This window comes from Salinifilum ghardaiensis, assembly GCF_054491345.1.
The window spans coordinates 18,833-40,527 of the sequence record NZ_JBSSUR010000002.1; the positions used below are offsets into that span (position 1 = coordinate 18,833).

The 21,695-nt window shown below is 70.1% G+C and carries 34 protein-coding genes; 18 read left to right on the top strand and 16 right to left on the bottom strand.

The window, feature by feature from the left end:
* Positions 1-74: 74 nt before the first annotated feature.
* The 9 genes from ACVGV0_RS23225 to ACVGV0_RS23265 all read left to right on the top strand — a co-directional run bounded on the left by ACVGV0_RS23225 (position 75) and on the right by ACVGV0_RS23265 (position 4,436).
* A complete protein-coding gene (locus ACVGV0_RS23225) occupies positions 75-641 on the top strand; it encodes a P-loop NTPase family protein (RefSeq protein ID WP_459160189.1) in 567 nt (188 codons plus the stop codon).
* On the top strand, positions 638-907 hold the full coding sequence (locus tag ACVGV0_RS23230) for a hypothetical protein (protein WP_459160190.1): 270 nt from the start codon (positions 638-640) through the stop codon (positions 905-907). The genes ACVGV0_RS23225 and ACVGV0_RS23230 overlap by 4 nt, the downstream gene beginning before the upstream one ends.
* Positions 908-993: 86 nt before the next feature.
* A complete protein-coding gene (locus ACVGV0_RS23235; RefSeq protein WP_459160191.1) occupies positions 994-1,176 on the top strand; it encodes a hypothetical protein in 183 nt (60 codons plus the stop codon).
* The gene (locus tag ACVGV0_RS23240; protein WP_459160192.1) at positions 1,173-1,379 is read left to right on the top strand and encodes a hypothetical protein; all 207 of its coding nucleotides are present in this window, start codon (positions 1,173-1,175) and stop codon (positions 1,377-1,379) included. Before ACVGV0_RS23235 ends, ACVGV0_RS23240 begins: the two co-directional genes overlap by 4 nt.
* 69 nt (positions 1,380-1,448) lie before the next feature.
* Positions 1,449-1,655: a hypothetical protein gene (locus tag ACVGV0_RS23245; RefSeq protein ID WP_459160133.1), complete on the top strand. Its 207-nt coding sequence runs from the start codon at positions 1,449-1,451 to the stop codon at positions 1,653-1,655.
* A 124-nt stretch (positions 1,656-1,779) separates the two neighbouring features.
* On the top strand, positions 1,780-2,475 hold the full coding sequence (locus ACVGV0_RS23250) for an HNH endonuclease family protein (protein ID WP_459160134.1): 696 nt from the start codon (positions 1,780-1,782) through the stop codon (positions 2,473-2,475).
* Positions 2,472-3,116 carry a metal-dependent hydrolase gene (locus tag ACVGV0_RS23255; protein ID WP_459160135.1) on the top strand — a complete coding sequence of 215 codons (645 nt, stop codon included), beginning with the start codon at positions 2,472-2,474 and terminating at the stop codon, positions 3,114-3,116. Before ACVGV0_RS23250 ends, ACVGV0_RS23255 begins: the two co-directional genes overlap by 4 nt.
* Before the next feature lie 45 nt (positions 3,117-3,161).
* Positions 3,162-3,890, top strand: a complete 729-nt coding sequence (locus ACVGV0_RS23260; RefSeq protein ID WP_459160136.1) for a M50 family metallopeptidase — start codon at positions 3,162-3,164, stop codon at positions 3,888-3,890.
* A 54-nt stretch (positions 3,891-3,944) separates the two neighbouring features.
* A complete protein-coding gene (locus ACVGV0_RS23265; protein ID WP_459160137.1) occupies positions 3,945-4,436 on the top strand; it encodes a hypothetical protein in 492 nt (163 codons plus the stop codon).
* A gap of 44 nt (positions 4,437-4,480) precedes the next feature.
* On the opposite strand, the gene ACVGV0_RS23270 is transcribed toward ACVGV0_RS23265, so the two are convergent.
* Complete coding sequence (locus tag ACVGV0_RS23270) at positions 4,481-4,657, bottom strand: hypothetical protein (RefSeq protein ID WP_459160138.1); 177 nt, start codon at positions 4,655-4,657, stop codon at positions 4,481-4,483.
* Positions 4,658-4,798: 141 nt separating this feature from the next.
* On the opposite strand from ACVGV0_RS23270, the gene ACVGV0_RS23275 reads away from it, so the two are divergent.
* Complete coding sequence (locus ACVGV0_RS23275; protein WP_459160139.1) at positions 4,799-5,119, top strand: hypothetical protein; 321 nt, start codon at positions 4,799-4,801, stop codon at positions 5,117-5,119.
* A 223-nt stretch (positions 5,120-5,342) separates the two neighbouring features.
* On the opposite strand, the gene ACVGV0_RS23280 is transcribed toward ACVGV0_RS23275, so the two are convergent.
* From ACVGV0_RS23280 to ACVGV0_RS23305, 6 genes are all read right to left on the bottom strand, one after another.
* Entirely contained in the window at positions 5,343-5,720 is a 378-nt protein-coding gene (locus ACVGV0_RS23280; RefSeq protein WP_459160140.1) for a hypothetical protein, read from the bottom strand.
* A 137-nt stretch (positions 5,721-5,857) separates the two neighbouring features.
* Positions 5,858-6,121, bottom strand: a complete 264-nt coding sequence (locus tag ACVGV0_RS23285) for a hypothetical protein (RefSeq protein WP_459160141.1) — start codon at positions 6,119-6,121, stop codon at positions 5,858-5,860.
* Between the two features lie 200 nt (positions 6,122-6,321).
* Entirely contained in the window at positions 6,322-6,696 is a 375-nt protein-coding gene (locus ACVGV0_RS23290; RefSeq protein WP_459160142.1) for a hypothetical protein, read from the bottom strand.
* Positions 6,697-6,880: 184 nt separating this feature from the next.
* Complete coding sequence (locus tag ACVGV0_RS23295; RefSeq protein ID WP_459160143.1) at positions 6,881-8,434, bottom strand: hypothetical protein; 1,554 nt, start codon at positions 8,432-8,434, stop codon at positions 6,881-6,883.
* A 181-nt stretch (positions 8,435-8,615) separates the two neighbouring features.
* A complete protein-coding gene (locus ACVGV0_RS23300; RefSeq protein WP_459160144.1) occupies positions 8,616-8,807 on the bottom strand; it encodes a hypothetical protein in 192 nt (63 codons plus the stop codon).
* 262 nt (positions 8,808-9,069) lie between these two features.
* A complete protein-coding gene (locus ACVGV0_RS23305; RefSeq protein WP_459160145.1) occupies positions 9,070-10,095 on the bottom strand; it encodes a DNA adenine methylase in 1,026 nt (341 codons plus the stop codon).
* A gap of 73 nt (positions 10,096-10,168) precedes the next feature.
* Between ACVGV0_RS23305 and ACVGV0_RS23310 the strand changes: the two genes are divergently transcribed.
* Positions 10,169-10,357 carry a hypothetical protein gene (locus tag ACVGV0_RS23310; RefSeq protein WP_459160146.1) on the top strand — a complete coding sequence of 63 codons (189 nt, stop codon included), beginning with the start codon at positions 10,169-10,171 and terminating at the stop codon, positions 10,355-10,357.
* Between the two features lie 55 nt (positions 10,358-10,412).
* Entirely contained in the window at positions 10,413-10,943 is a 531-nt protein-coding gene (locus tag ACVGV0_RS23315; protein WP_459160147.1) for an AAA family ATPase, read from the top strand.
* A 108-nt stretch (positions 10,944-11,051) separates the two neighbouring features.
* On the opposite strand, the gene ACVGV0_RS23320 is transcribed toward ACVGV0_RS23315, so the two are convergent.
* Positions 11,052-11,627, bottom strand: coding sequence for a recombinase family protein (locus tag ACVGV0_RS23320; RefSeq protein WP_459160148.1), 576 nt, complete (start codon positions 11,625-11,627; stop codon positions 11,052-11,054).
* 195 nt (positions 11,628-11,822) lie between these two features.
* On the opposite strand from ACVGV0_RS23320, the gene ACVGV0_RS23325 reads away from it, so the two are divergent.
* Positions 11,823-12,248, top strand: a complete 426-nt coding sequence (locus ACVGV0_RS23325; RefSeq protein ID WP_459160149.1) for a hypothetical protein — start codon at positions 11,823-11,825, stop codon at positions 12,246-12,248.
* A gap of 35 nt (positions 12,249-12,283) precedes the next feature.
* Here the strand turns inward: ACVGV0_RS23325 and ACVGV0_RS23330 are convergent, their stop codons facing one another.
* Complete coding sequence (locus tag ACVGV0_RS23330) at positions 12,284-12,598, bottom strand: hypothetical protein (RefSeq protein ID WP_459160150.1); 315 nt, start codon at positions 12,596-12,598, stop codon at positions 12,284-12,286.
* A 164-nt stretch (positions 12,599-12,762) separates the two neighbouring features.
* Here ACVGV0_RS23330 and ACVGV0_RS23335 point away from each other — a divergent pair, with 164 nt between their 5' ends.
* The 3 genes from ACVGV0_RS23335 (at position 12,763) to ACVGV0_RS23345 (ending at position 15,700) form a co-directional block, all read left to right on the top strand.
* Complete coding sequence (locus tag ACVGV0_RS23335) at positions 12,763-13,152, top strand: LexA family protein (RefSeq protein WP_459160151.1); 390 nt, start codon at positions 12,763-12,765, stop codon at positions 13,150-13,152.
* 27 nt (positions 13,153-13,179) lie between these two features.
* Positions 13,180-14,445, top strand: coding sequence for a Y-family DNA polymerase (locus ACVGV0_RS23340; protein ID WP_459160152.1), 1,266 nt, complete (start codon positions 13,180-13,182; stop codon positions 14,443-14,445).
* A 544-nt stretch (positions 14,446-14,989) separates the two neighbouring features.
* Positions 14,990-15,700: a M50 family metallopeptidase gene (locus ACVGV0_RS23345; RefSeq protein ID WP_459160153.1), complete on the top strand. Its 711-nt coding sequence runs from the start codon at positions 14,990-14,992 to the stop codon at positions 15,698-15,700.
* Between the two features lie 68 nt (positions 15,701-15,768).
* On the opposite strand, the gene ACVGV0_RS23350 is transcribed toward ACVGV0_RS23345, so the two are convergent.
* Positions 15,769-16,110 carry a hypothetical protein gene (locus ACVGV0_RS23350; protein ID WP_459160154.1) on the bottom strand — a complete coding sequence of 114 codons (342 nt, stop codon included), beginning with the start codon at positions 16,108-16,110 and terminating at the stop codon, positions 15,769-15,771.
* A 447-nt stretch (positions 16,111-16,557) separates the two neighbouring features.
* Between ACVGV0_RS23350 and ACVGV0_RS23355 the strand changes: the two genes are divergently transcribed.
* Entirely contained in the window at positions 16,558-16,773 is a 216-nt protein-coding gene (locus ACVGV0_RS23355) for a hypothetical protein (protein ID WP_459160155.1), read from the top strand.
* 146 nt (positions 16,774-16,919) lie between these two features.
* On the opposite strand, the gene ACVGV0_RS23360 is transcribed toward ACVGV0_RS23355, so the two are convergent.
* The 6 genes from ACVGV0_RS23360 to ACVGV0_RS23385 form a co-directional block, all read right to left on the bottom strand.
* A complete protein-coding gene (locus ACVGV0_RS23360) occupies positions 16,920-18,518 on the bottom strand; it encodes a relaxase/mobilization nuclease domain-containing protein (RefSeq protein ID WP_459160156.1) in 1,599 nt (532 codons plus the stop codon).
* Positions 18,519-18,526: 8 nt separating this feature from the next.
* Positions 18,527-18,880 (bottom strand): MobC domain-containing protein, encoded by a 354-nt coding sequence (locus ACVGV0_RS23365; RefSeq protein WP_459160157.1) that lies wholly within the window; start codon positions 18,878-18,880, stop codon positions 18,527-18,529.
* A 583-nt stretch (positions 18,881-19,463) separates the two neighbouring features.
* A complete protein-coding gene (locus tag ACVGV0_RS23370) occupies positions 19,464-20,114 on the bottom strand; it encodes a GGDEF domain-containing protein (protein ID WP_459160158.1) in 651 nt (216 codons plus the stop codon).
* 81 nt (positions 20,115-20,195) lie between these two features.
* Positions 20,196-20,483: a hypothetical protein gene (locus ACVGV0_RS23375; protein WP_459160159.1), complete on the bottom strand. Its 288-nt coding sequence runs from the start codon at positions 20,481-20,483 to the stop codon at positions 20,196-20,198.
* 88 nt (positions 20,484-20,571) lie between these two features.
* On the bottom strand, positions 20,572-20,925 hold the full coding sequence (locus ACVGV0_RS23380; RefSeq protein ID WP_459160160.1) for a hypothetical protein: 354 nt from the start codon (positions 20,923-20,925) through the stop codon (positions 20,572-20,574).
* A gap of 35 nt (positions 20,926-20,960) precedes the next feature.
* Positions 20,961-21,248, bottom strand: a complete 288-nt coding sequence (locus ACVGV0_RS23385; protein WP_459160161.1) for a hypothetical protein — start codon at positions 21,246-21,248, stop codon at positions 20,961-20,963.
* Between the two features lie 121 nt (positions 21,249-21,369).
* Between ACVGV0_RS23385 and ACVGV0_RS23390 the strand changes: the two genes are divergently transcribed.
* Positions 21,370-21,603 (top strand): hypothetical protein, encoded by a 234-nt coding sequence (locus tag ACVGV0_RS23390; RefSeq protein WP_459160162.1) that lies wholly within the window; start codon positions 21,370-21,372, stop codon positions 21,601-21,603.
* Positions 21,604-21,695 lie beyond the last annotated feature (92 nt).

Here is a 21,695-nt window from a genome sequence, read left to right on the forward strand (position 1 = left end):
CACCGCTCTATCCGTGCGGTGCGCTGTGGGAGCCACCCGGCTCACCCCTCGCTTCACCCCTTGAGGAGGCTCCTGTGACCACGAGCATCGCCACCTCCCCGACACTGCTGCCGATCGGCACCACCACCAGCGGCGAGCCCGCGCAACTGCACCTCGGTGACCGTCCCGGCTCGGCCCGCCACGGACTCATCGTCGGCGGGCCGGCCTCCGGCAAAACCGTGCTGCTGCGGCATCTCGCCCGCCACGCCGAGACGAGGATGCCCCTCGTGCACGCCCACGAGCTCGTTCCGCACCCGCTGGACGCGCTGGCGACCCCCACGAATGGGCTGGTGCTGCTGGACAACCCGGCCGCGGTCGACGACGAGAACGCGCTGCATGGGCTGCTCGACCGGGCCGACGCCGCCGGTGCCGCCGTCCTCGCCACCACCATGTCGACCTACCGCGCTTACCTGCCCGAGTCGGTGCAGCAGCGCCTGTCCACCGGCGGGTGCATCTGGCTGCATCACCGCCAGACGCAGCATGCGATGGGCGCGCCGGTGGATGTGGCCACCCTGGCCCGGCACGGGCACGGCTACCTCGCCACCGGCGGCGAGCTGGTCGAGTTCCGCTTCGGGCTGCACAGCGCGGAGATCTCGGCATGAGTGCGACGTGTCGGTGCCGCGGCGAATGCGGCTCCGGCCGCTGCCTCGGCACCCTCACCGGCGGTCGCCCCTGCGGCGCTCGGAGCGGCACGTTCCACCTCGTCGACGGCAGCCGCGTTCGCATCTACCAGGGCCGGTGCTACTACTGCCACGCCGCGCTCGGCCGCACCCGACACCGCCGCCAACTCCGTGAAGACCGCATCACCACCGGTGACGGGCAGACCAACTCCATGTTCGCCCTGCTCGCCCAGGGCGGGTTCTCGTAGCCCCGTCCCCCAACCTGACCGGAAACCCCTCCGTGCCCCGCCACCTGCCCGTGTGGCGGGGCACTGTCGTTCCGAGAGGAGCATTCATGCTCGCCAAGTTCGTCGAAGCCGTCCGGGTCCGTACTGACGCTGCCGTCGACGGCATGCGGCAGCAGCGCTGTCCGGAGTGCGTGCCTACCACCCCGCGGACTACCACGCAGCGCTGGTGCCCGATCTGCGACGAGCCGTGGCGCGACCTGCTCCCGGAGGAGCAGGAGGCCGCGGCATGACCGCACTGTTCGTCGTCGCCGGCGTGCTCGGCCTGCTCATGGCCACCGCGGGCGCGCTCGCCCTCGGGCTGGTCGTGCGTACGGCCCGTGCCGACAAGGCCGGCAGCGAACGTTCCGGACTCGCCGGCGCACCCGAGCGTATGCGGCAGCGAGATCTGCCCGAGCTGCACACCCAGCGATCACCACGAGGTCGTAACGCCTGACCAGCATCGACGCAGGCCCCGCCACCGCGCTGGTGGCGGGGCCTTTCAGGTCCACAGAGGGGAGAGCACGTGCCCGAGTTACTGCTGCTGACTGCCGCGATGACCGGGATCTACCTCGTCTCGTGCGTGGTGTGGCCGTATCGCGCCTGCGACCGGTGCACCGGCGGCAAACACGCCCGCTCCGATGGGCAGGTGTGGCGCAAGTGCTGGCGCTGCGGCGGCACCGGCCGTCGACGCCGGGCCGGCGCCTGGGTGCTGAACCGCGGAGACGGCTGAACTCCCGCGACACCGCAGAAGCACCTCGCGGTGTCGCGGACGTGTCGATCTACGCTGTCCCTTTCGTCCCAGCCCCGCCACCCGTCGTGGTGGCGGGGCCTTTTACGGATCAAGGAGATCAACTATGCGTCTGCGCACCACCGCTGTGGCCACGGCGCTGGCCGCCGTCCCGGTGCTGGCCGGGTGTTCGCTGCCGGAGGCCAGCCAGCTCCTCGACCGCGACACCGAGCCCGCCGCCCCGTCGGGGGATGTGTCCGCCGCCCGGGCGGCGCTGGACGAGCTTCCGGTTCGCCCCGAAGGATCCCTGTCCGGCTATGAGCGCGACGAGTTCGACGTGTGGGCCAGCCAGGGAGACGGGTGCGATACCCGCGCCGAGCTGCTGAAACACACCAGCAGCACCCCGGCGGAGACCAACGAGCACTGCACCGTGCAGTCCGGCACCTGGCGCGGCGCCTACACCGGGCAGACGATCACCGACGCCTCCGAGGTGGACGTGGACCACCTGGTGCCGCTGGCCGAGGCGTGGCGCTCCGGCGCGAACTCCTGGCCTGAGCGCCTGCGGGAGCAGTTCGGCAACGACCTCGCCCACGGCAACCTCGTGGTCGCCGAGTCCTCCACGAACTCCGAGAAGTCCGACCAGGACCCGGCGAAGTGGATGCCGCCGCAGGAGCGGTGCGGCTACGCCGCCGACTACGTGCTGGTCACCGCCCACTGGAACGAGCAGGCCCAGCAAGCCGGCGGCGAGCTGAGCCTCGACCAGGCCGAGCACGACGCGCTGCAGCGCCAGCTCGAGCAGTGCGCCGGAGGTGGTGGGCAGTGAACAAGAATGGCCACCTCGCCTGCTCGAGCGCTGCTGGCGCCCTGGTCGGCGTGCTCGCGGGCGCGCCTCCGCTCGTTGTGCTGGCCTGCGCCGGTGTCGGCGGGGCCGCCGGCTGGGCGCCCGACATCGACGCACACAACTCCACCGCCACCACCGCGCTGGGCATCGTCGGAAAACCGGTGCACAAAGCCGTGGCGGGAACGTCGAACGCCGTCTACACCGCGACCAAGACGCGCGAGGACACCGCCGCGGCCGGCGGCAAGCACCGCGGGCTCACGCACACGCTGGTGTGCGCACTCGCCGCTGGTGCCGCCGTGCTCGCCGTGCTGCTGCACGTCGGTCTCGTACGCGAGACCGCGCTGGCCGTGGCGGCAGCAGTGAGTGGTGGCTGGGGGATGCACCTCGGCTGCGACGCGCTCACCAAGAACGGGGTGCCGGCGTTCTGGCCGCTCTCCATCGCCGGGGAGCGGTGGTACGGCGTGAGCGTGCCGTCGCTGCTGGCCATCAAGGGTGGCGGTCCCGCTGAGAAGGTTCTGTCGCTGGTGGCCTGGCTGGCCACCGCAACGTTGCTCGTGCTCTCCACCGCCGACTGGGCCGGCCTGGTCGATCTGCCCGAAGTCGCCCCCGAACTGCCCGTGTGAACGGCATGATCATCTCCGACCCCTATCCCCGAGAGGAAGGACGGCATGGCCGAGGAGCTGGCCCACCGGATCAGCGCCACCGCGCCCGCCGCCCCGTGGTGGCTCGTCGTGCTCACCGGCCTGCTGGGGCTGGCCATCGCCACCGCGCCGGCAGTTGCCATTTCCCCAGTAGCGCGGCTGAATTCGACGCTGTATCACGCCAATGCGGTTGGCACGCTCGTGCACGAGATGGGACATGCAACGCTGGCGTTGCTGACCAGCGGGAAAGTGCACCGGTTGGAGATTTCCGCACCGGATGGGGGTGAGACGAAGTCCACTACCTTCGTGGGCGTCCGCAGCGTGCTCACCACCCTCGCCGGCTATCCGGCAGAAGCTCTGGTCGGCCTTGCCGCGGCGCACTTGCTGCGGCAGGGGCAGGCGGCCGCCGTGGTCACCGTGCTCGGCGTAGTGGCCGCAGCGGCAGCACCGTTCGCCCGCGGACTGCTCACCTGGATCACCGTGCTCGGCACGCTCGCCGGCGTGGCGCTGCTGCTGTGGGTCGACGTGCCCCTGGCCTACGTGCTGGTCGCGCACGTGATCACGTGGCTGCTGCTGTGCTCCGGAGTGACCAGCGTGGTCACGCTGGTGAGCAACTGGTGGCGCGGCACGACGGACGTGGGCGATGCCTCCACGATGCAACGCAAAACCGGCATCCCCTGGCCGGTCTGGGTGCTCGGCTGGCTGGCCCTGACCGGCTGGTGCCTCTACCTCGGCGGCGGCTGGCTACTGCTGTGAACCGCCTGCTTTCGGCGCTTTCGAATCCCGCACCCTCACCCTGAAAGGACAGTCTTGTTCGGAGAAGCAGAACACCGCGTCAACCTGGCCCGACTCGTCGAGCTCGCCGGCATGGTCGTGTACAGCAGCGCCCGCGACAACGAATGCGGACCGCGCGAGCCCGCCCCGGACGAGCCCGATATCCCCGAGAACACGCGCCAGCGGCTGTTCCAGCTGGCGCAGCACATCGAAGGGGCAGGACGGTGGGCGGCCGGCGAGACGACGGAGAGTCCCGCTCGGATCGACGCGATGGACTTCCCCGCGATCGCGTTCCACGTGGCCGCCGGGGCGGATGAGCAGGACCGGAGCACCATCGGACGGATCATCATGGGCCGCCCGAGCCGGCTTCGTACGTGGTTGGGCGGAGCCGTCGCCGGATACGACACCTCTCCCGAGGAGGTGTTCGCCTCGTGGGCTTGCGAGGTGCGTTCGTTAGCGATCCGACTGCTCGCCGCAGAACCGCTGGACGTGACAGCACCGCAGCGGCGCCCGTGGGAGCCCGCCTGAACCGTGCTCGCCCCGACAGGGAGGTCCTCCCTGTCGGGGCGTTTTCATGTCGACTTCCGGTTGATCTCCGAGGACGGTGCGGGGTCGATGACCGTCTCCGCCGGTGGGCGGTGCTCCAGCCGCTCCTGCCGGGCCTGTCCCGCGCGGTGGCCGGACATCGCCCGGCGCACGTCGTCGCGGACCCGGTCGAACATCGGCGGGCGCTCGCGCTTGCTGCTCATCCCATCATGATCGCGCGCGCAGCGGTCGGCGGCGCAACGTCGTGGTCCCTCCGATCACCTGCGCCTCGTGCTGCTCTGTCCAGGGGTTTTTTGGCCTCGCGATCTCCCCGCGGGGACGGTGGTGTGGTCATACTGCCGGTCATGGCCGAGATCGACCGTCATCACGATCCGACCAGTCTGATGCTGCGGGCGTTGTCCGAGCGGGAGTGCGCCCGGTTCAAGCACCGCAATCTGCAACAGCCCGGCCGGGGCCGGGCTGTGCACGCCGTGGAGTTCCGCGCGTGGATCGCAGGACTGCACCTGCCGGCGCCGGCCTGTCATCAGCCTACGGCCACGCTGGCGTTGACCGGGGAGGCCCAGGCGGTGCGTGCGAAGGTGACCTGCACGCGCTGCCAGAACCTCGATCCCGGAGCTGCCGACACGCTCGTGCCGCTCGACGGCGGCCTGCCGCTGCAATTCTGAGTCCCCGCGCCTTCTCAGCGGCCGCTCGGGAGGCCACGTCGCCCCACGAAACCAGCGCTGTGCGCTGGTCGTTCGCGTCTCAGGGGGAATCAGGCGGAAGTGTGGCGGTTTTCGGTTCACGGCCGGATCGGTCGCGGACGATCACACCAGGCGCGCACAGCCAATCTCAGCGGCCCGGTGTTGAGGCGTCGCCGGCGCGTTTGTGTGCCGCGCTCGGTGAGGGTCAGGTGTCGGGCTGGGGCATGCTCGTGGGCAAGGTGATGCCGGCCTCGGCGATGGCCTCGGCGACGGTGTGTCCCTCGGGGGCGGTGCCGCCGAGCTGCCAGGCCAGCGTCACCGTGAAGAACTCGGACAACGGGGCGAGGTCGTCGAGGATCGCGCGGATCAGCTCGGCCAGGTCTTCGTCGTGGTCCTCGCTGCTGCTGGTCGAACCGTGCAATGACCACCGTGCTGCCCACCCGGTGACCTCCGGGTCGTCGGGATCGTGGAGCCGAAGGAGATCAACGTCGACGACCTGAGTCGGCCGCGGGGCGAACTGCAGGATGGTCGCCTGCTGGGTGCTGTCGCCGTCTCGGCGGTGCCGGGATCGAGGTCCGATCATGCTGATCAGCATGCAGCGCCGAGGCCGCCAGCGGGAGTATCTGCGCTGGTGATCCACCTACTCGCGTGACGCCACGCCTCCGCGGTGCGTGGCTCCTGCCGGGCGCGTGAACGGCGCCCGCATTCCCAAGAGTCCTGTCAGGCGAGTCCTGCGCGGTAGCCGTGGGTCAGCTGCCGGGCCCGAGCACGCAGGTCCTCGACGTGCACCACCGGTCCGGTGCTCGCCTGCGTCAACGCGAGATACCACGGATGCGCTTCCAGTACGTGCTGCAGCGTCGAGAGCTGGCTGCGTTGCTGCTGCGGCGACCAGCCCAGCAGGTGCGCCACCTGCTGCAGCGGCACCCACCCGGTGCCGAGGTCGGCCTGCCGGTCCACGAGCTGGGCTAACGCCTCAAAACGCATCTCCACCCCCAAGTTCGCACCGCCGCGTGATCGTACCCACCGAGCCCGCTCAGCACGGGCAGGCGGTCACGTCGTGTCGCTGTCGGGAGTGGGCAGACGCAGGAGGAGCTCCAGGGCGTCCTCGGCGGTGCCAACACGGTCGACCAGCGTTGTGAGGGGTCGGCAGCTTCCTGAAAGCCCAACTCGACGACGGTGATCCCCTACCCGCATGAGGTCTCGTCGCCGGACGCGTCGGCGGGCAGGTCCTGGTACGCGGCCAGCACGCCCGCGGTCGAGCCGTAGCCCTCGGAGAGCTTGGCCAGCCGCGTGGCCGGAGCGTGCACGTAGGTGCTCTGCCCGGTGCGCGACCACGCTGTGGCCAGCGCGGGCAGAGTCGCGCCCTGTTCGCGGGACAACAGCAGCAGAACGTCGGCGAGCCACCCGGCGTCGCGGCCGAGGCGCCGCAGCTGGCCCAGCACGTCGACGAGCTCGGCGGTGTCGACCTGCTCCTGCTCGACAGCTTCGACCAGCTCGCTGATCCAGCGTTGTAGCTGGTCCCGGCTCGGCAGTGGATCCTCGGAGGACGGTGTCGCCATAGCCGCAGTTTGTCACAGTGACAAACGTGGGCAGGGGACGCCTGGCCCCGAACGACCGTCTGGTTCAGTGCCGCAAGTAGCGGTCACCGCCGGTGGCGCGAGCGTATGGTGCTATGCCCCGACAGGGGAACGAACCAGTACGCACCCGAGCTCACGAGGTCGTCGCAGCGCTGAAGCAGAGACGTCAGTTCAGGCGCCGCAGGCGGCGAGGGGGGTGGGTCTCGAGCACCCAGGCGCGCCAGGAGGGCGGGAGGAATCGGGCCAGGCTGGCTAGCCAGACGGGCCAACCGTTCTCGGCGGCCAGCCGGCGCCAGCTGGCGGTGATCTCGGCGCGGGCGTCGGCCTCGACAGGCCGCTCCGGGCCGTATTCGGTCTCGGGTAGGTACTGGCCCTGGATGGGGCAGCGGGTCACGCCGGCGAAGCGCAGGGCACAGAGCCGGTGCTGCCCGTTGCCCAGCGCATCGCTGCCGTCGTCCCAGCTGATCGGGTCATAGACGAGGGAGTCGAGCCATTTCTGCTCGCTGGGCGAGAGGTGCTCGAACTCGCGATGGGTCTTCACCCGCCTCCGCAAGGACTCGCCGGTGTTCTCCGCCAGGGACTCTTCCAGCATGCGCACCAGGCGAGGCCAGTCGGCCTGGTGATACGCACACGTCGTGCGGATCTGCTGGCCTTGCCGGGACAGGCACGCGGTGGCATGCGCGCCGTGCACATCGGGTACGCGATCCTGGTACTGCTCGGCGAGGTCTTCGAGGGGGCAGTCGGACTGGCCGTGCGGCCAGGGCAGCGCTGCCAGCGGTACGGAGCGGAACCCCTCGACCGATTCCAGCGCCATGCGCCGGGTGAACGCATCGGGGAACCGGCTGGGATACAGCTCGGTCTCGTCGACGTCGGGGCGGCGGGCGGCATCGACCTGCTCGGCACTGCGCAGATCCTCCTCGGTGGGTTCGTGGCTGCCGCGCACCTGAAGCAGCGGTACGGGCGCCGCAAGCTCGCGGCGTTCCCACGCGGCCCGTTCCGGGTTGACGAACGCAAGCACGGCCACCTCCTCGCTCTCGCGGAGCAGTAACACGCCGCTGATCCCTGACACGCTGACCACGACGATGTCGGTGTGCCAGCTCGCCTCGGCGAAAACCGCGGCGGCCTGCTCGGCAGGCAGCAGACGCAGATGTTCGATCCGGGAAAACCCCTCGTCGACGTCGCGGTCGGTCTCGGGCCACCGGTGCGGGTGCACGCCGAGGTAGTCGCCGACGAGCAGGGCAGAGGCCGGTTTGGGAAAGCTCGTGGGCCGTCGGTCCACCCGGTCCCGCGTTGACGGCTCGGGCCAGGTGAACGCGTCGGCGGTGCGGTTGTGCTCGCGACGGAACACGCCCGGGGTGTCCCCGGCCGGACGAGCTCCCCGCAGCAAGGGGGTCTCGCCCGCGGGCGGCCACCAGGGGTGGTGCGTGTCGTGCGCGACGCGGCGGGGACTGACGACATCGAGGACCTGCACGTCCCCACCGCGCAGGACCACCGGACCGGGTAACCCGTGGCACCACACGATCGGAGCCGGCGCCTTGAGCGGGAGATGGCGGTCAAGCACCGTATCGACCTGCTCTTCGGGAAGATGCTCGATGTGCTCGATGCGCGCGAAGCCCGCATCGGCGCCGTGCCCGGACACCGCCGAACGTGGCGCGCTCACTTGCAGATAGTCCCCGCAGAGCAGAGTCGACGACAACTGCGGTCCGGACGGATCCCCCATGTGCCTGTCCGTTCCTCCGTGTCGCCCGGCACCTGACGGGCAGGTCACCGGGGACATCTCGTCACAATATCGGCATAGTGCCACGCCCCGGCGACTGCGCGGACCCTTACGACCCCGGTATCAGGGGGTTGTAGCGGCGGTACAGGATCCTCCGCCGAACGGCGGTGGCGTGGCCCGCTTCTCACAGCCCGCTGCTGGTGTCCCACGAGTCGAGCGTCTTCTCGATCCCTCGCAGACGGTCGGAAAGTTCAACCTGAGCAGCGAGCATGCCGATCTGGATACGCTGATCAACGGTCAGCTCGCTGTCGTCCACCTTCTTCAGCGCATTGAGGTGCTGCTGGGCAATCACGCTCGCCGAACTCTGCATCGCCATGGAGCCGATCATGCCAGCTGGCCCTCTACCGCCGAAGCAAAGTCGTGGAGTTTGCACCGGTGCGTGATCAACGGATCCTGAGGTTCCGGTAGCACGCGCCGAAAAACCAACGGTGAGCTACCGAGGGGAGGTCGCGGCGAAGAACGCGTCGATGTCGTGCTGCGAGCGTAACCGCCCTGCCCGACGGTCCACTGCTGTCCCAACGGCTGGCGTTGCTACGCACCGCCTGGCGACTCCTGGCCGCAGACCTGTACCGATAGCCTCAGCTGGCCGCGCGGGTGCGGCGGTGCGCGCGGACTCGGCAGGCGGGTGAGCAGTAGGTCCGCCGCCGCCCGGTCGTGGGCTGGACCATGACCTTCCCGCAGTCCGCCGCCGCACACCGAGTTTCGTTACACACGGCCGGATTCGCGGGGTCGGTGTTACGAAACTCCGAGACGGTGAACAGGTCGTCGGCCGCCTCGGTGGCGGGGGTTTTCAGCGGGCGGTTGGACCACAGGACCTCGGTGCGTTCTCCCCAGGTGCCGCCCTGGCTGGTCGCGGCCGGGAGTTCGTGGCGGTACCAGTCGGCGAAGAGCTCGCGGTCGTAGAGTTCGGAGGCATAGCCGGAGACCACGACGGTGGCCATGCACTCGTGCAGTGCGGTGGCCAGCTCGCGGTGCTCGGCGTCGTCGCGCATCTCGTGGCGGTAGTTCCGCTCCCGGACCGAACCGAGGTAGGGCGGATCGACGTAGAGCAACGTCCGGCGCTTGCGCCCGTAGGCGGCGATGACCTCCAGTGCGGGGCGGCATTCCAGGCTGACCGCCGAGATCCGCTCGGCGACGGCCTCCATCCGCGCGACGTAGCCCGACAACCGGCCCGGCATGGATGTCGAGACGTGGTCGGCGGAGTCGAACCGCCAGCCGGTGTTGCGCAGCGTTCCGGTGCGCCCCTGGGTCAGGCACACCCACACCCGCCGGGCGCGCTCCAGCTCGTCCAGCCCGTCCGGGCGCTGCCGGGCGAGGTCACGTTCGGTGCGCGAGTGCGGCGTCAACGTGCACACCCGCGCCAGCTCCCCGGGGCGGTCGCGCAGCACCCGCCAGAACAGCATCAGGTCGCCGTCGAGGTCGTTCACGGTCTCCAGCCGGGTCGGGGACTTGGCCAGCAGCACCGCCAGCGATCCGGAGAACGGCTCGACATAGTGCGTGTGCTCCGGCAACAACGCCGCGATCGTGCCGGCCAACGTCTGCTTGCCGCCGAAGTACATGAACGGCGGACGCAACACCCCCGACTCGACTCCGCTGCCGGACATGAATCCTCCCTGATAATGGTGGCTATCCACCGTTCAGTTTACAGGTGGATAGCCACCATGAGAAGGTGTTTTCATGCCGAGCAAGCACCGGAATCCGGCGGTCATCTACCGGCCAGACCCCGACCTCCACAACCGCGCGAAGGCGGCCGTCACCGAAGTCGGCTCCGACATGAACGCCCACGTGCTCGGCTTCCTGCGCTGGCTCGTCGGCGACACCGACCAGCTGCCACCACGACCCGATCAGCCTTCGCGCGACGACTGATCACCCGCGCGGGCTGGCACCAACCTCACGAGACAGCACAGCTAGGGTGCGAGCCGTGACGGGTGGCGAGCAGACGCGGTTGATCGTGCTGCGCGGAAACTCAGCTTCAGGGAAGTCGAGCACAGCCTGGGTACTGCGGGAGCGGTTGGGCCGCCGGCTGGCGGTGGTCGAACAGGACTACCTGCGCCGCAAGGTTTTGAAAGCCCGTGACACCGCCGACGGGCCGCAGTACGGACTCATCGAGCAGACCGTGACCTACTGCCTCGACCGCGGTTACGACGTCGTGCTCGAGGGCATCCTGCACCGGCAGCGCTACGCGCCGATGCTCGAGCGTCTCGCCGCAGCACACCGCGGGGTCACCGCGGCGTTCTACGTCGACGTGTCATGGGAGGAGACGCTGCGCCGGCACGCCGCGCGGCCGCAGGCGGCCGAGTTCGGCGCCGAGGACATGGCCGGCTGGTACTGCCCGCGGGACCTGCTCGGCTGGCCCGAGGAACGCCTCATCCCCGAAACCACGAGCCCGCAGGGGACCGTCGGGTGCATCCTCGCCGACCTCTACCCGGAGATGCCGCTGCTCGAGGAGTGACACCCGTCCGTTCCTGGTCAGGTCTGTTCGACGCGTGGCGCGGGCTTGGGCAAGCAGCTCCCCGCGCGCGACGAGCGCGTCGACCTCGCCCCAGTCCGGGGCAGGCGGTCACTGCTTCTCCCTCGTGCCGCCCGTTGTCAGGTGGTTGTAGACGGTGGTGCGCGGCACGCCGTACAGGTCGGCGATTTGCTGCACGGTCCACGCGCGCGAGTCGTACTTCTCCTGCGCGTCGGTGACCTGCGCAGCGCTGAGTTTGGGCTTGCGCCCGCCCGTACGGCCGCGAGCGCGTGCGGCGGCCAACCCTTCGCGGGTGTTGGCGACGGTCAGGTCGCGCTGGAACTCGGCGACGGCGGCGAGCATCCGGTAGACCATGCGGCCTTCGGCGGTGGTGGTGTCGATGCCTTGCTCGAGGAATCGGAAGTTCACCCCGCGCTGGCCAAACTCATCAAGCAGGGACACCAGATGCGCCGTGGAGCGACCGACGCGATCGAGCCGGGTGCACACCAGCGTGTCGCCTTCACGCAGCACCTGGCAGACCAGGTCCCACTGCGGGCGCGAGGACTTCGCTCCCGAGGTGTGGTCGACGTAGAGGTGCTCGTCGGCCACGCCGGCGCGCATGAGCGCGTCGAGTTGCGCCTGCGGGTTTTGCTCATCGGTGGAGACGCGGGCGTAGCCGATCAACATGCGTCGAAAACTACCACACCGATGGTTTTCCAGTCATTGATTTTCGACACGGATTTTCGACGCATATGTTCCGGGGTTCACCGACGTCATCACCGGGTGTCTGCAATTGATCGTTTCCAGACGCCCGGTCCCTTGCTGCTGTCAAGGTTTCCTGACACGCTGCGTGTCAGGAAACCTTGACAGAGGAGGAACGCCATGGGGTGGACCCCGGTCACCGGCTACGCGCCAGCCACCGCGCACGAGGGTGTGGCGCACACCGTGCTCGCCGACGGCACGCTGACCGCCACCTACACCGCCCCCGACCACCGGGCCTACCGCGGCTGGCGCGCCGGTTGTTCCTGCGGCTGGACCGGCTCGGACTACCCGCGCGAGCAGTGGGGCGAGGGCAGGATCATGCCACCGGACCGCGTCGAGACCGCCGCGCAGGACGAGTGGCAGCAGCACCTGCACGCCGCGGTGCCCGAACTGGCCGTGCACAATCTCGCGGAACGACTCGCCGACACCCGCGTCGAGCTCGACGCGGCCGTGGCGGCCGCCCGGGCGGCCGGCGCCTCCTGGACCGCCATCGGCGCCGCCGCCGGCCTGAGCCGCCAGGCCGCACACGAACGCTGGGGAACGTGACCCCGCAAGGGCAGGGACTGTGCATGACCCCTGTGTCAGCCGGTCGAGCGGGACTGCTGACCGGGGATGTTCTTTCGACGGGCGTTGTCACGGAACCACCGGCGGGCCCAGTCGAGCCGGCTCGCGGCGACGCACACCTCCACGTCCTCGCGGGCGTATTCCACGATGGCCGCATCGGTGCGGTCCCAGACCACCAGCAACGCCCCGCTGCCGCGGTGCTCATGCGTGGCCAGCCAGTGCCGCACGTCGGTGACGGGTTCGGCGAACCGACCCTGCTCCTCAGCCAGTGCCCGGGCCACGAGTCGGATCTCGGCGGAGTGGTCGCTGCGGTCGGTCGTGCGAGCAGACATGCGATCACCTCGCCGACCAGCACACCGCGCCGGCGCACCAGTCCGGTACCGATGATCGAGTGCGCCCGGCCCACCAGCCGAGTGTGATCTGCCTCCGCGCGGCGTGCCGCGTCCCACCGGGTCGCCAGCTCGCACAGGTATCAAACTAGTGTTCTAATCGGGGTATGATGGGAGTGCGTGCTATCGAGGTCAGCGGCCCGCCGGTGGTACCCGCCGGCTTCCCCTCCCCGGCTGAGGATCATCAGGGCAGTCTGGATCTCAATGCCCAGCTCATGCCGCGTCCCGCCTCGACGTTCGTCCTGCGCGTGTCGGGCTGGTCGATGCACGAGGCCGGCATCGCTGACGGGGATGAGGTGCTCGTGGACCGCTCGCTGCGCGCCGGTGACGGCAGCATCGTCGTCGCGGTCGTCGAGGGGGAGTTCACGCTCAAACGCTTGAGGGTCGATCCGCCGATGCTGCAGGCAGATGCGGCAGATCACCCGGATATCGCCGTTGGCGAGGACGGCGTCCGCATCTGGGGCGTGGTCACCACCGTGATCCACCACGTGCGCTGAGGACGATCGGTCATGTCTCGAGGTCAGGTGTATGCCCTGGTGGATGTCGACGCGATGTACGCCTCGTGCGAGCAGGTGCTGCAACCCTGGCTCAGGGGCCGACCGGTGGTGGTGTTGTCCAACAACGACGGCTGCGTCATCGCGCGCAGCCGCGAGGCCAAAGCACTGGGCATCGCCATGGGCCAGCCGTGGTTTCAGGTGGCCCGCGATCCGTGGATGCGCGAGGTGGTGGCACGCTCGGCCAACTTCGAGCTCTACGGCGACCTGTCGAGTCGCTTGCTCGCCATCGTAGAGCGCTACACCCCCTGGATCCAGCCCTACTCCATCGACGAGTGCTACCTCGCCCTACCGCGTGACCGCGCCGCCGCGCTGGCCCGACAACTACGCGACCAGGTCGACCGGTGGCTGGATCTGCCCGTCTCCATCGGGATCGCACCGACCCGCACCCTGGCGCATGTGGCCACCGAGCAGGCCAAACGCAATTCCGATCTCGGCGGTGTGTGCGAGTGGGACGAACCCGAGCAGTGGCAGGACCTACTGGAGGCCATCCCGGTGACCGAGGTGTGGGGCATCGCCGAACGCATGGCCCAGCGGCTGGCCCCGTGCGGCATCCACACAGCCGCCGAGCTCGCCCGCACCGACCCCGGCTGGGCCCGCCGGCGGTGGTCGGTAGAGGTCGAGCGCACGATCCGCGAACTGCGCGGCACTGCCTGCATTCCGCTGGAGCACGATCCGCCGCCGCGGCAGCAGATCGTGCATTCGCGCCACCTCGGCCAGGCCGTGACCAGCCGCGCCGAGGTCGCTGAGGTCGCCGCCGTCTTCGCCGAGCGGGTAGCGCGGCGCCTGCGCCGGCACGACCGCGTCACCCCGGTCCTGACGGTGCAGCTGGCCACCGGCGCCTTCGCCCCCGGACCCCGGACCTCCGTGCAAGCGACGCAGACGCTGCCGGCACCGACCGCGGCCACCCGCCCGCTGGCTGCAACCGCGGCCAAGCTGGCCCGGCAAGCGTGGCGACCGAGGTATCACTACCGGCGGGTGACCGTGCTCGCCGCCGACCTCACCACCCCCGAAGACGCGACCCGCCCACTGGACGGTCTGACCTCCTCCGTGGAGGTCGACGACCGCTTGTCAGCAGCGCTGGATACGCTCACCACCCGCTACAGCGGCACCAGCGTCACCATCGGGTTTGGCCGCGCGGGACTACGTCGCCCACCGGCGTGGGCCCAGCGCCAGCACCGCCTCTGGCCCGTCTCGACCACCCGCTGGGATCGCCTGCCCGTGGTGCACTGCTAAGGCGGCAACTCACTCACGGCAGGCCACATCTCACCGTCCGCGCTGTGGCCCTGTTCGGGCCCGCCCCGGCGTCGCCGGGTGCGCGCCACGGTGGGCGGGGCCGTGCCGTCGCTGGCGGTGCCTGCTGCAGCCACTGCCCACCCGGCCCCGCCGGGCTCGGCGCCGACTGCGGGCCCACCGGTCGGACCGGCGCCGCGGGCACGGGGTGCTCGGCGCGGCCGGTGCCGGCTCTGCCGCAACGCTGGCCGTGCCCGACGAGGAAGCCTGCGCCCAGACGTCCGTGCGCCCGCAACCGACTCGGCGGCCCCGCGGGCGCGGAGAGGGCCCCGCCAACTGTTCACCCTCCCTCGCCCGCACGGGCGCGCTACTTGCGCGAGGCTGTGGCGGCTGTGGGCTCGCCGCTCATCGTGCTGTGGCGTTTCCAGGCGTCTCGTGATCATCTTCTGTCCGGACTGGCAAACTTGATCACGTTTGCCGTTCCACGTTGAGAATGCCGGGGCTGCCGTTGGCAGCTATACGGCTATTCCTGGGGGAAGAGATCGACATGGAGGGTGAGAACCCGACCGCCGAGCGGATTGCCCACGCGGTCACTGCCGTGGCCCCGCAACCGGGCTGGTGGGTCATCGTCGGCACAGCGGTGCTCGCAGCGTTCCTCACGCTCGCGCGAGGCTGGAACATCATCAGCACCATCGTTCACGAATCCGGGCATGCAGCGGCCAATCTGGTCACTGGCGGCGGGGTGCACTGCATCGAGATCACCTCGCACGAGGCCGGAACCACGTTCGGATGGAAGCCGACACGGTTCTCTGCGATCACGAGCGCTCTCGCTGGGTATATCGCCCCCTCCTTAGCCGGCCTCGGGATCGCGAAGTTGCTGACCGGGGGTTTCGCGACAGCGGTGCTGGCCTGCGGTGTCGCCGTCACGGTGCTCGTGCTGATGGTGACCCGCGATGTGCTCACCTTCTCCGTGGTCACCGGAGTCGGCGCCATCTGCGCGGCCCTGGTGTGGTGGGGACCGCTGTGGCTGCACACCTGGAGCGCCTACACCCTCATGTGGCTGCTCCTACTCGGCGAACTTCCCGGCGTCACGGTGTTGGGGCGGGCACGGTGGCACGGCCTGCCCATCAGCGAGACCGAGGATGCCGGGCAGCTGCATGAGTTCACCGGCCTGCCCGGCTCGATCTGGATCGCCGGGTGGTACGCCGGGATCGCCTGGTGTATCTGGACCGCCTCCGGTTGGGTCTGGCCCTGGTAACCGCCACGGCGCACGCAGTCAGGCGCCCCCTCGGCAGCGTGCGCTCGGGTGGCTATGCGCGTGGAGCTTCAGAAGGGAGGTTCATCGCTGAATTCCCTAGGGGGCTCCGAGGGGGAGTTGGCTTCGACGAACGCTGCGTCCCAGACAGGGTGAAGTACCTGCAGACACGTCGGCCCCAAGGGATCGCGCGGATTATTCGGGTCGTTGAGCGACTGCCCGTTGCGCCGGCAGAGTTCCTCGAGGACTGCCTTGACAGTGGGCCAGCGGGGCACAGTCAGTCCTTTGAGGATGCGACGGATCGTCTCCTCACTGGCCGTGCCCTCGTGATCGTGATCCGCGCGGATCGCGGCGGCGAGCTCACGAAGGGTGGGACGCCCGGCAACGCTGTACCAGCGATGCATCAGCTTCACGAACTCGCGTCGATCTCCCGGTGGGAGGTCACGGGTGGGGGGCATGGTGATCGCCAGAGGCATAGTTCGCCGCTTTCGTGCTTTTGGGACTACAGCATGATCAGGTTACAGGTTGCCCCGTCCTGACCCATGATCCCTCAACCTGCCACTAGTGACCGCAGGTTTCCCCTTTTTGCCGCAGACTGACTCACCGAGTCCAGGTTCCCCCTCGGGTCCCGTGTATGGCCGAGCTATGCAAAATCTATGCACGTTTGAGCTGATTTGCTCAACTACTCCTCAGGCGGTCGCAGACTCGAATCCGAGGCCCTGCAGGGCCCAGTGACCAGTGGATTCGAGAAGGGAGACCGTGTGCCCGAGCAGCCTGACGAGGTCGGGGCAGGCACGACGAGCCGTGGCACCAGTGGAGCGCCCATGTGGGCAGTAAGCATGGGGGGAGGGACCACCTTGGTGTACCTCAGCACTGCGTTCGACCGGGCGACGGTGATCGTCTGCGCCGTGCTGGCAGCGGTGGTGTGGTTGGCGGCGACAGCGATCCCCCAGCGCTCCGAGGACCGGCTGCACCTGTGGCTGGGACTGGCCGCCAAACCCGTCCCGAGAGGCGACGCGAAGAGCGCCCAGGACGCCCCCCAGCCCCTCGAGGTCGAGGCAGGGCGACGCGAATGAGGAACATACCGGCCCCGCCGTACTCAGCGGGCGCACGCCAGGGCCCAGCTCTCGTCGTAGGTCCCGGCCCGGGCCGACGCGCGCTCGACCCCGCGCACGCGGGATGGGTCCCCGCACCGGCAAGTCCACCGGCATTGCTCGTTGTCTCAGCGTCCGCGTTGTGGCCCTTGTTCTGGTCCCAGCCAATGTCGCGGCGGCCGGACCGGCCCGGACCCGCCGGATGTGCGCCGAGGTGGGCGCGGGCGTGCCGCGGTGGGCTGCTGGAGCCACTGCCCACCCGGTCCCGCCGGGCTCGGCGCCGACTGCGGGCCCATCGGCCGTGCCGGCGCCGCGGGCACGGGGGTGCTCGGCGCGGCCGGTGCCGGTTCCGCCGCAGGCTGCGAGACCTGCCGGGAGACCAGTTGAGCAGCCTGTCGCGCCGGCCGGGCTTGATGCGCTCGCCCCGCCTGCTGCTGCACCGCGGCGATCTGCAGTCCCAGCGCGGTCAACGCCGCGGCCAACTCGACCAGCGCGGCCGGCGTGCTGCCCCCAGCGGCGCTGAGTCCGCGGGCCAGAGACCGCAGCTCGCCTGCCGCACGAGCCGCCGGCGGCACCGCCGCCTGCGGGGTGCGGGCCGCCCGGTCCCACCGCGCCCCGGCCCCGCCGAGGAGCATGCCCTGGCGCTGATCCAACGCGGCCAGCACCTCCCCGGCCGCGTGCGCCATCCCCGGTGCCTGCGCAGGGTCGTGAGCCAAGTCCTGCCGAGCCCGCAACACCGCCTGAGTGGTCTGCCGCAGCCACGCCTCACTGCCACGCGGCACCGCCGCCAGATCCGACCGTGCTCCCACCCGGGCCTGGGCCCAGCGCTGCTCGAGTTTCGGCAGCGACAGGTCCGCGGCCAGCGAGCGGCCGGCGTAGCGCACCGGCGCACCGTCGGCGGTGACGTCGCCGGGCCGGGCGAGGGTGTAGCCGGCCCGATCGCCACTGGGCAGCAGCCGCTCGGCCACCAGATAGCCCTGTCCTTCCAGGACGGTGCGGAACTCGGCGAAGGTCGTGCTCGTGGCGGCGGCTTGCCGGGCGGCGGCCCGCAGCTGCACCCGCGCCGGATGCGCACCACGCCGAGCGGCCTTCTCCCGTTCGGACCGGCCCGTGCCCGGCGCGGCCGTGCGATCCGCCGGCGCGGTCGAGGTCAGCCCGTACCGCTGCTCCATCTGCTCACACGCCGCGCGCAGCCGTGCGAAATCCCCCCGGGGCGGGTGCACCCGCCGACCCGTGTCCTGCCGCACCAGCGTGGCCTGGATGTGAATACCCGTCTCGTCGTGGCGCACCGCCACCCACCGCGGACCACCCGGATCATCACGACGGGCGATACCCGCCCGGTGCATCACCTCCGTGGCAATGTGGCCCCACTCCGCATCACTGAGCACGCGATCGGCATCGTCGTTGCGCAGGGTCACGTGGTAGACGTAGCCAGCCCGCAGCGAGCTCGCCCCGGTGGTCGGATCGGTGCGGAAGTAGCGCCGGTGCGCCGGCTCGTCCGCCCGCGGCGTCGACAACGGCAACCCCGCCGCCACCGCCGGCGCCTGCAACACGCGCGCCAGCGGTTCCAAGTCGAACTCGAACTCGCCCTCGCCGGTGCGGACCGGTTGCCACTGCTGCGGCTGCCCGTCCCAGCTGGCCACCAGCCGCGGCTGGTGATGTTCGTTGTACTTGCCTTCGCTGAACAGATACTGCACCAGCCCGCGCGGATCCCAGCCGCGATACACCCGATCAATCACGTGCGGCTCGCCTTCTGCCGCGCCACCGCCTGCGACTCCTGCGCGTCCACCTGCTCGGACAACGTCTCCACCAGCCGCCGCACCACCGCCAACTGCTCACCCGCATCCGCCGGCAACTCGCCCTGCGCGTTCGCGTGCTTCGCGATCTGGTTCAGCAGCGTGCCCACACGGGTGAGATACGGCCGCTGCGCCATCACCTCCGCCACCACCGCACGCATGTCCGCCGGCGGCGGATCCAACACGCCACGGGCGTAGCGCACCGCAAGCTCGCCGATCAGCGCCCCCGGCCGCATCCCCATCCGCTCCGCGGCCGCGAGCACATCAGCATGCTCCGCCTCGCTGAAATACACCCCCACCCGCCGCGTACGCGGACCCGCATCATCCCAGCCACGCGTCCGCGACCGACGAGCCCGCGACCCCGCGGCCGAGGCAGCATCCTGCTCCGACGACGCACGCGACACTGCCCCCTCGCCCGCACCGGCACCGCCCTCGCGCTGACCCACGCAGACCTCCCTGCACAACCCCCAGCCGCCCCAGCGGCCGCGCCCTCGCGGCCGCTGATCCTCGCACGCCCACCGGCAGCGAGGCCAGCAAAAACCACACGGTTTTTGCCTATCTTGCTTCCGGCTGGCGGCGCGACCTCTCCGCGCACAAGGAGAGGCAGGAAACCCCGCCAAACCATCCCGCACAGGTCGCCACGAACCTCAGCGAGGCCAAGGTGCGCGCGACCGTGAACCCTGTCAGCAGCGAGGATGATCCGCGTAGCATTGCGCGTGCTCCCTTTCCATTGAGGAGTAGGCCCGAGACGGGACCGGCGAGTCGCATTGCAGCCCCGTCTCGGGCCGCCCACCGACCGTTCCGGTGGGCACCGCCCCGCGCAGCGCGGAACCTGCGCGGGACCGACCCCATCGGATGTCCTGCTCTCGGCGGGGGTCAGGCTGCGTCGCGGACGCGGACGATCGGACTGCCGACAGGCACCGGATTGCCATCGAGGTAGCTGTACGACAGCCACGGCACGCGGTGGACGTTCTTCGCGCGATACATCGCGAGGTCCGCCTGGTGCATCAGCGCAGACCGGGTGGACTCGGCGGTGGTGCTGCGGGCATGCCGGTGTGCGATGCCCATGGAGAACGCCGCGCCGGACCGGCGTTCCAGCTCCGTGCTCCAGTCCTCGAATTCCTCGGCGCGTGCGACCGCGTCGGAGGGAACTCCGCCGGCGACGGCGACGACGAACTCGTCGCCGCCGAGCCGGCCGACCGGGCTGTGCGGGAACACCCGGCGCAGCGTGGTGCCCATCGCGCGGATGAGCGCATCGCCGGAGGCGTGCCCGCGGGTGTCGTTGGTGGCCTTGAGCCCGTCGAGGTCGACGAGCACGATCGCGGCACGGCGGCCGTGCCGCCGCAGGACGGTGTCCGCGCGGCGTTCCCACGCGTCGCGGCGCAGACATCCGGTGAGCGGGTCGCGTTGGGCGTCGGCGACGACGCCGTGCAAGTGGACGGCGTGGGCGGCCCAGCCGAGCAGGGCGGCGCCGGCGAGGGCGGTGCTGGCCACGGTCGTGGCGCGGGAGGTACTGAGTTGAGACACTGGTTTCGCTCCTTTGCGGAGTGGCCCCGGGCCGCGCCAGTAGGCGACCAACCGGCGGCGCGGCCGGGGTTCTTTTGTGTTTCAGCGTTCGCGGGTCGTATCGCAGTCGACGTGCATACGTCGTTCGATGACGGCGCGGGCCACGTCGCGGCGGGAGCACCCGCCGGGTAGTCGGCCGGTGGACGAAAGTTGGCGATACCACCGGTCGACCAAATCGACGAACGCCTCGCGGGGCTGCCACACCTCGGTCGGGCGGATCATGGCCGAAGAGGCCCACCCGTCGCGGCGGAGTACGTCCTCGATCTCGGCGACGTGCTCGTCGGCCAGCAGCCGGCGGATGACCTCGAATTCGTGTTCTTCCTGGGTCACGGCGGTTCCCCTTTCTGCTGTGCCCGTGCTGGGCAGGAGGGCGTGCGGCGCGGAGTCCGCACACCCGGCCAACCCGCACAGGTCAGCGCTACTGATCGCTGAAGGGGTCCGCTTGGGGAGACCCGGCGAGTTCGGCGCAGATCCGCTGCGCATCCGGGTAGGCCACCGGGTCCTCGGGCTTGTAATCGAGCACCGTCGTGCCGTCGCAGACGGCGGTGACCCGGCCAGGGGCTGGCTCCGGGGCGACGCCGGGGGTGTCGGGCACGATCGGCACCACCGGGGACTCCCCCTCGGCGGGAGCAGGGGACGGTACGTCGACCTCGGGCACCTCGAACTGGGGTGCACTGAACTGGGGTGCACTACCGGGCGGGGGCTGTTCGCAGCCGACGAGCACCAGCGCGGCGAGTCCGGCGGCAGCTGTGGTGAGGAGAGCGCGGCGCACGGTGGATTCCCTTCGACTCGGCCCGCAGAGGGGCATCAGAGGTTGGCGGCGCGGGAGGCGAGGTAGCCGGCCGGCGATTCGGCGCGTTCGGCGATGAAGTCCAGCTCCGGATCGCTCAGGGCGAGGGCGAGCTTCTGGAACTGCTCGGTGACCTGCTCGCGGGTGCCGTCGGTGGTGGCGTTGTGCAGGTTGTGGGCCAACGCGGCGAAGGGGTCGTCGTGGTCATTGAGCAGTGCCTGGGCGACGTCGTCGCTGTCGGGCTGCCCGGCATAGGTGCCGTGAATGAGGTCGGCGACGTGCTCAAGGAGTGCGGAGCGGCGCATGGCTGTCCTCCTGGTCGATCTCGGCATGTTCGAGTACCTACAGTAGGGGTATACCCTAACGTTGGTCAAACCCCATATGTAGATAATTTTCCTACCCTAGGGTTCATGTACACTGCAGGGCATGACCGACCGCGATCCCCACACGCTCGGATGGGCCGCCTACGGCATGGCGCGGTGGCTCGACGACCGCGACCAAAACCATCCGCTCCGCCGCGAAGAGCTGTTCACCACGCACGAGAAGACCGAAGCCGTGCGCAAACTGGTGCAGCGACTTACCGACGCCGGCGTGCTGACCGTCGAGCGCGGTCAGAGCGCGTTCGGGGAAGGCAGCCCGCGGCTGTACCGCACGCACTGAGCCCGTCGCGCGCAACGAAGAGCGCCCCGGCCGGAACGAGATCCGGCCGGGGCGCTTCATGTTCGACGCTACGACCGGGCAGGATCACGACC

Excerpts from the sequence above, each read along its gene's own strand:
- ACVGV0_RS23250 (WP_459160134.1), top strand. The coding sequence starts at position 1,780 with ATGCGTCTGCGCACCACCGCTGTGGCCACGGCGCTGGCCGCCGTCCCG.
- ACVGV0_RS23390 (WP_459160162.1), top strand. The coding sequence starts at position 21,370 with ATGACCGACCGCGATCCCCACACGCTCGGATGGGCCGCCTACGGCATG.
- ACVGV0_RS23295 (WP_459160143.1), bottom strand. The coding sequence starts at position 8,434 with ATGGGGGATCCGTCCGGACCGCAGTTGTCGTCGACTCTGCTCTGCGGG.
- ACVGV0_RS23230 (WP_459160190.1), top strand. The coding sequence starts at position 638 with ATGAGTGCGACGTGTCGGTGCCGCGGCGAATGCGGCTCCGGCCGCTGC.
- ACVGV0_RS23300 (WP_459160144.1), bottom strand. The coding sequence starts at position 8,807 with ATGGCGATGCAGAGTTCGGCGAGCGTGATTGCCCAGCAGCACCTCAAT.
- ACVGV0_RS23305 (WP_459160145.1), bottom strand. The coding sequence starts at position 10,095 with ATGTCCGGCAGCGGAGTCGAGTCGGGGGTGTTGCGTCCGCCGTTCATG.
- ACVGV0_RS23235 (WP_459160191.1), top strand. The coding sequence starts at position 994 with ATGCTCGCCAAGTTCGTCGAAGCCGTCCGGGTCCGTACTGACGCTGCC.
- ACVGV0_RS23290 (WP_459160142.1), bottom strand. The coding sequence starts at position 6,696 with ATGGCGACACCGTCCTCCGAGGATCCACTGCCGAGCCGGGACCAGCTA.
- ACVGV0_RS23310 (WP_459160146.1), top strand. The coding sequence starts at position 10,169 with ATGCCGAGCAAGCACCGGAATCCGGCGGTCATCTACCGGCCAGACCCC.
- ACVGV0_RS23240 (WP_459160192.1), top strand. The coding sequence starts at position 1,173 with ATGACCGCACTGTTCGTCGTCGCCGGCGTGCTCGGCCTGCTCATGGCC.
- ACVGV0_RS23275 (WP_459160139.1), top strand. The coding sequence starts at position 4,799 with ATGGCCGAGATCGACCGTCATCACGATCCGACCAGTCTGATGCTGCGG.
- ACVGV0_RS23285 (WP_459160141.1), bottom strand. The coding sequence starts at position 6,121 with ATGCGTTTTGAGGCGTTAGCCCAGCTCGTGGACCGGCAGGCCGACCTC.
- ACVGV0_RS23335 (WP_459160151.1), top strand. The coding sequence starts at position 12,763 with ATGATGGGAGTGCGTGCTATCGAGGTCAGCGGCCCGCCGGTGGTACCC.
- ACVGV0_RS23385 (WP_459160161.1), bottom strand. The coding sequence starts at position 21,248 with ATGCGCCGCTCCGCACTCCTTGAGCACGTCGCCGACCTCATTCACGGC.
- ACVGV0_RS23320 (WP_459160148.1), bottom strand. The coding sequence starts at position 11,627 with ATGTTGATCGGCTACGCCCGCGTCTCCACCGATGAGCAAAACCCGCAG.
- ACVGV0_RS23330 (WP_459160150.1), bottom strand. The coding sequence starts at position 12,598 with ATGTCTGCTCGCACGACCGACCGCAGCGACCACTCCGCCGAGATCCGA.
- ACVGV0_RS23280 (WP_459160140.1), bottom strand. The coding sequence starts at position 5,720 with ATGATCGGACCTCGATCCCGGCACCGCCGAGACGGCGACAGCACCCAG.
- ACVGV0_RS23260 (WP_459160136.1), top strand. The coding sequence starts at position 3,162 with ATGGCCGAGGAGCTGGCCCACCGGATCAGCGCCACCGCGCCCGCCGCC.
- ACVGV0_RS23345 (WP_459160153.1), top strand. The coding sequence starts at position 14,990 with ATGGAGGGTGAGAACCCGACCGCCGAGCGGATTGCCCACGCGGTCACT.
- ACVGV0_RS23325 (WP_459160149.1), top strand. The coding sequence starts at position 11,823 with ATGGGGTGGACCCCGGTCACCGGCTACGCGCCAGCCACCGCGCACGAG.
- ACVGV0_RS23270 (WP_459160138.1), bottom strand. The coding sequence starts at position 4,657 with ATGAGCAGCAAGCGCGAGCGCCCGCCGATGTTCGACCGGGTCCGCGAC.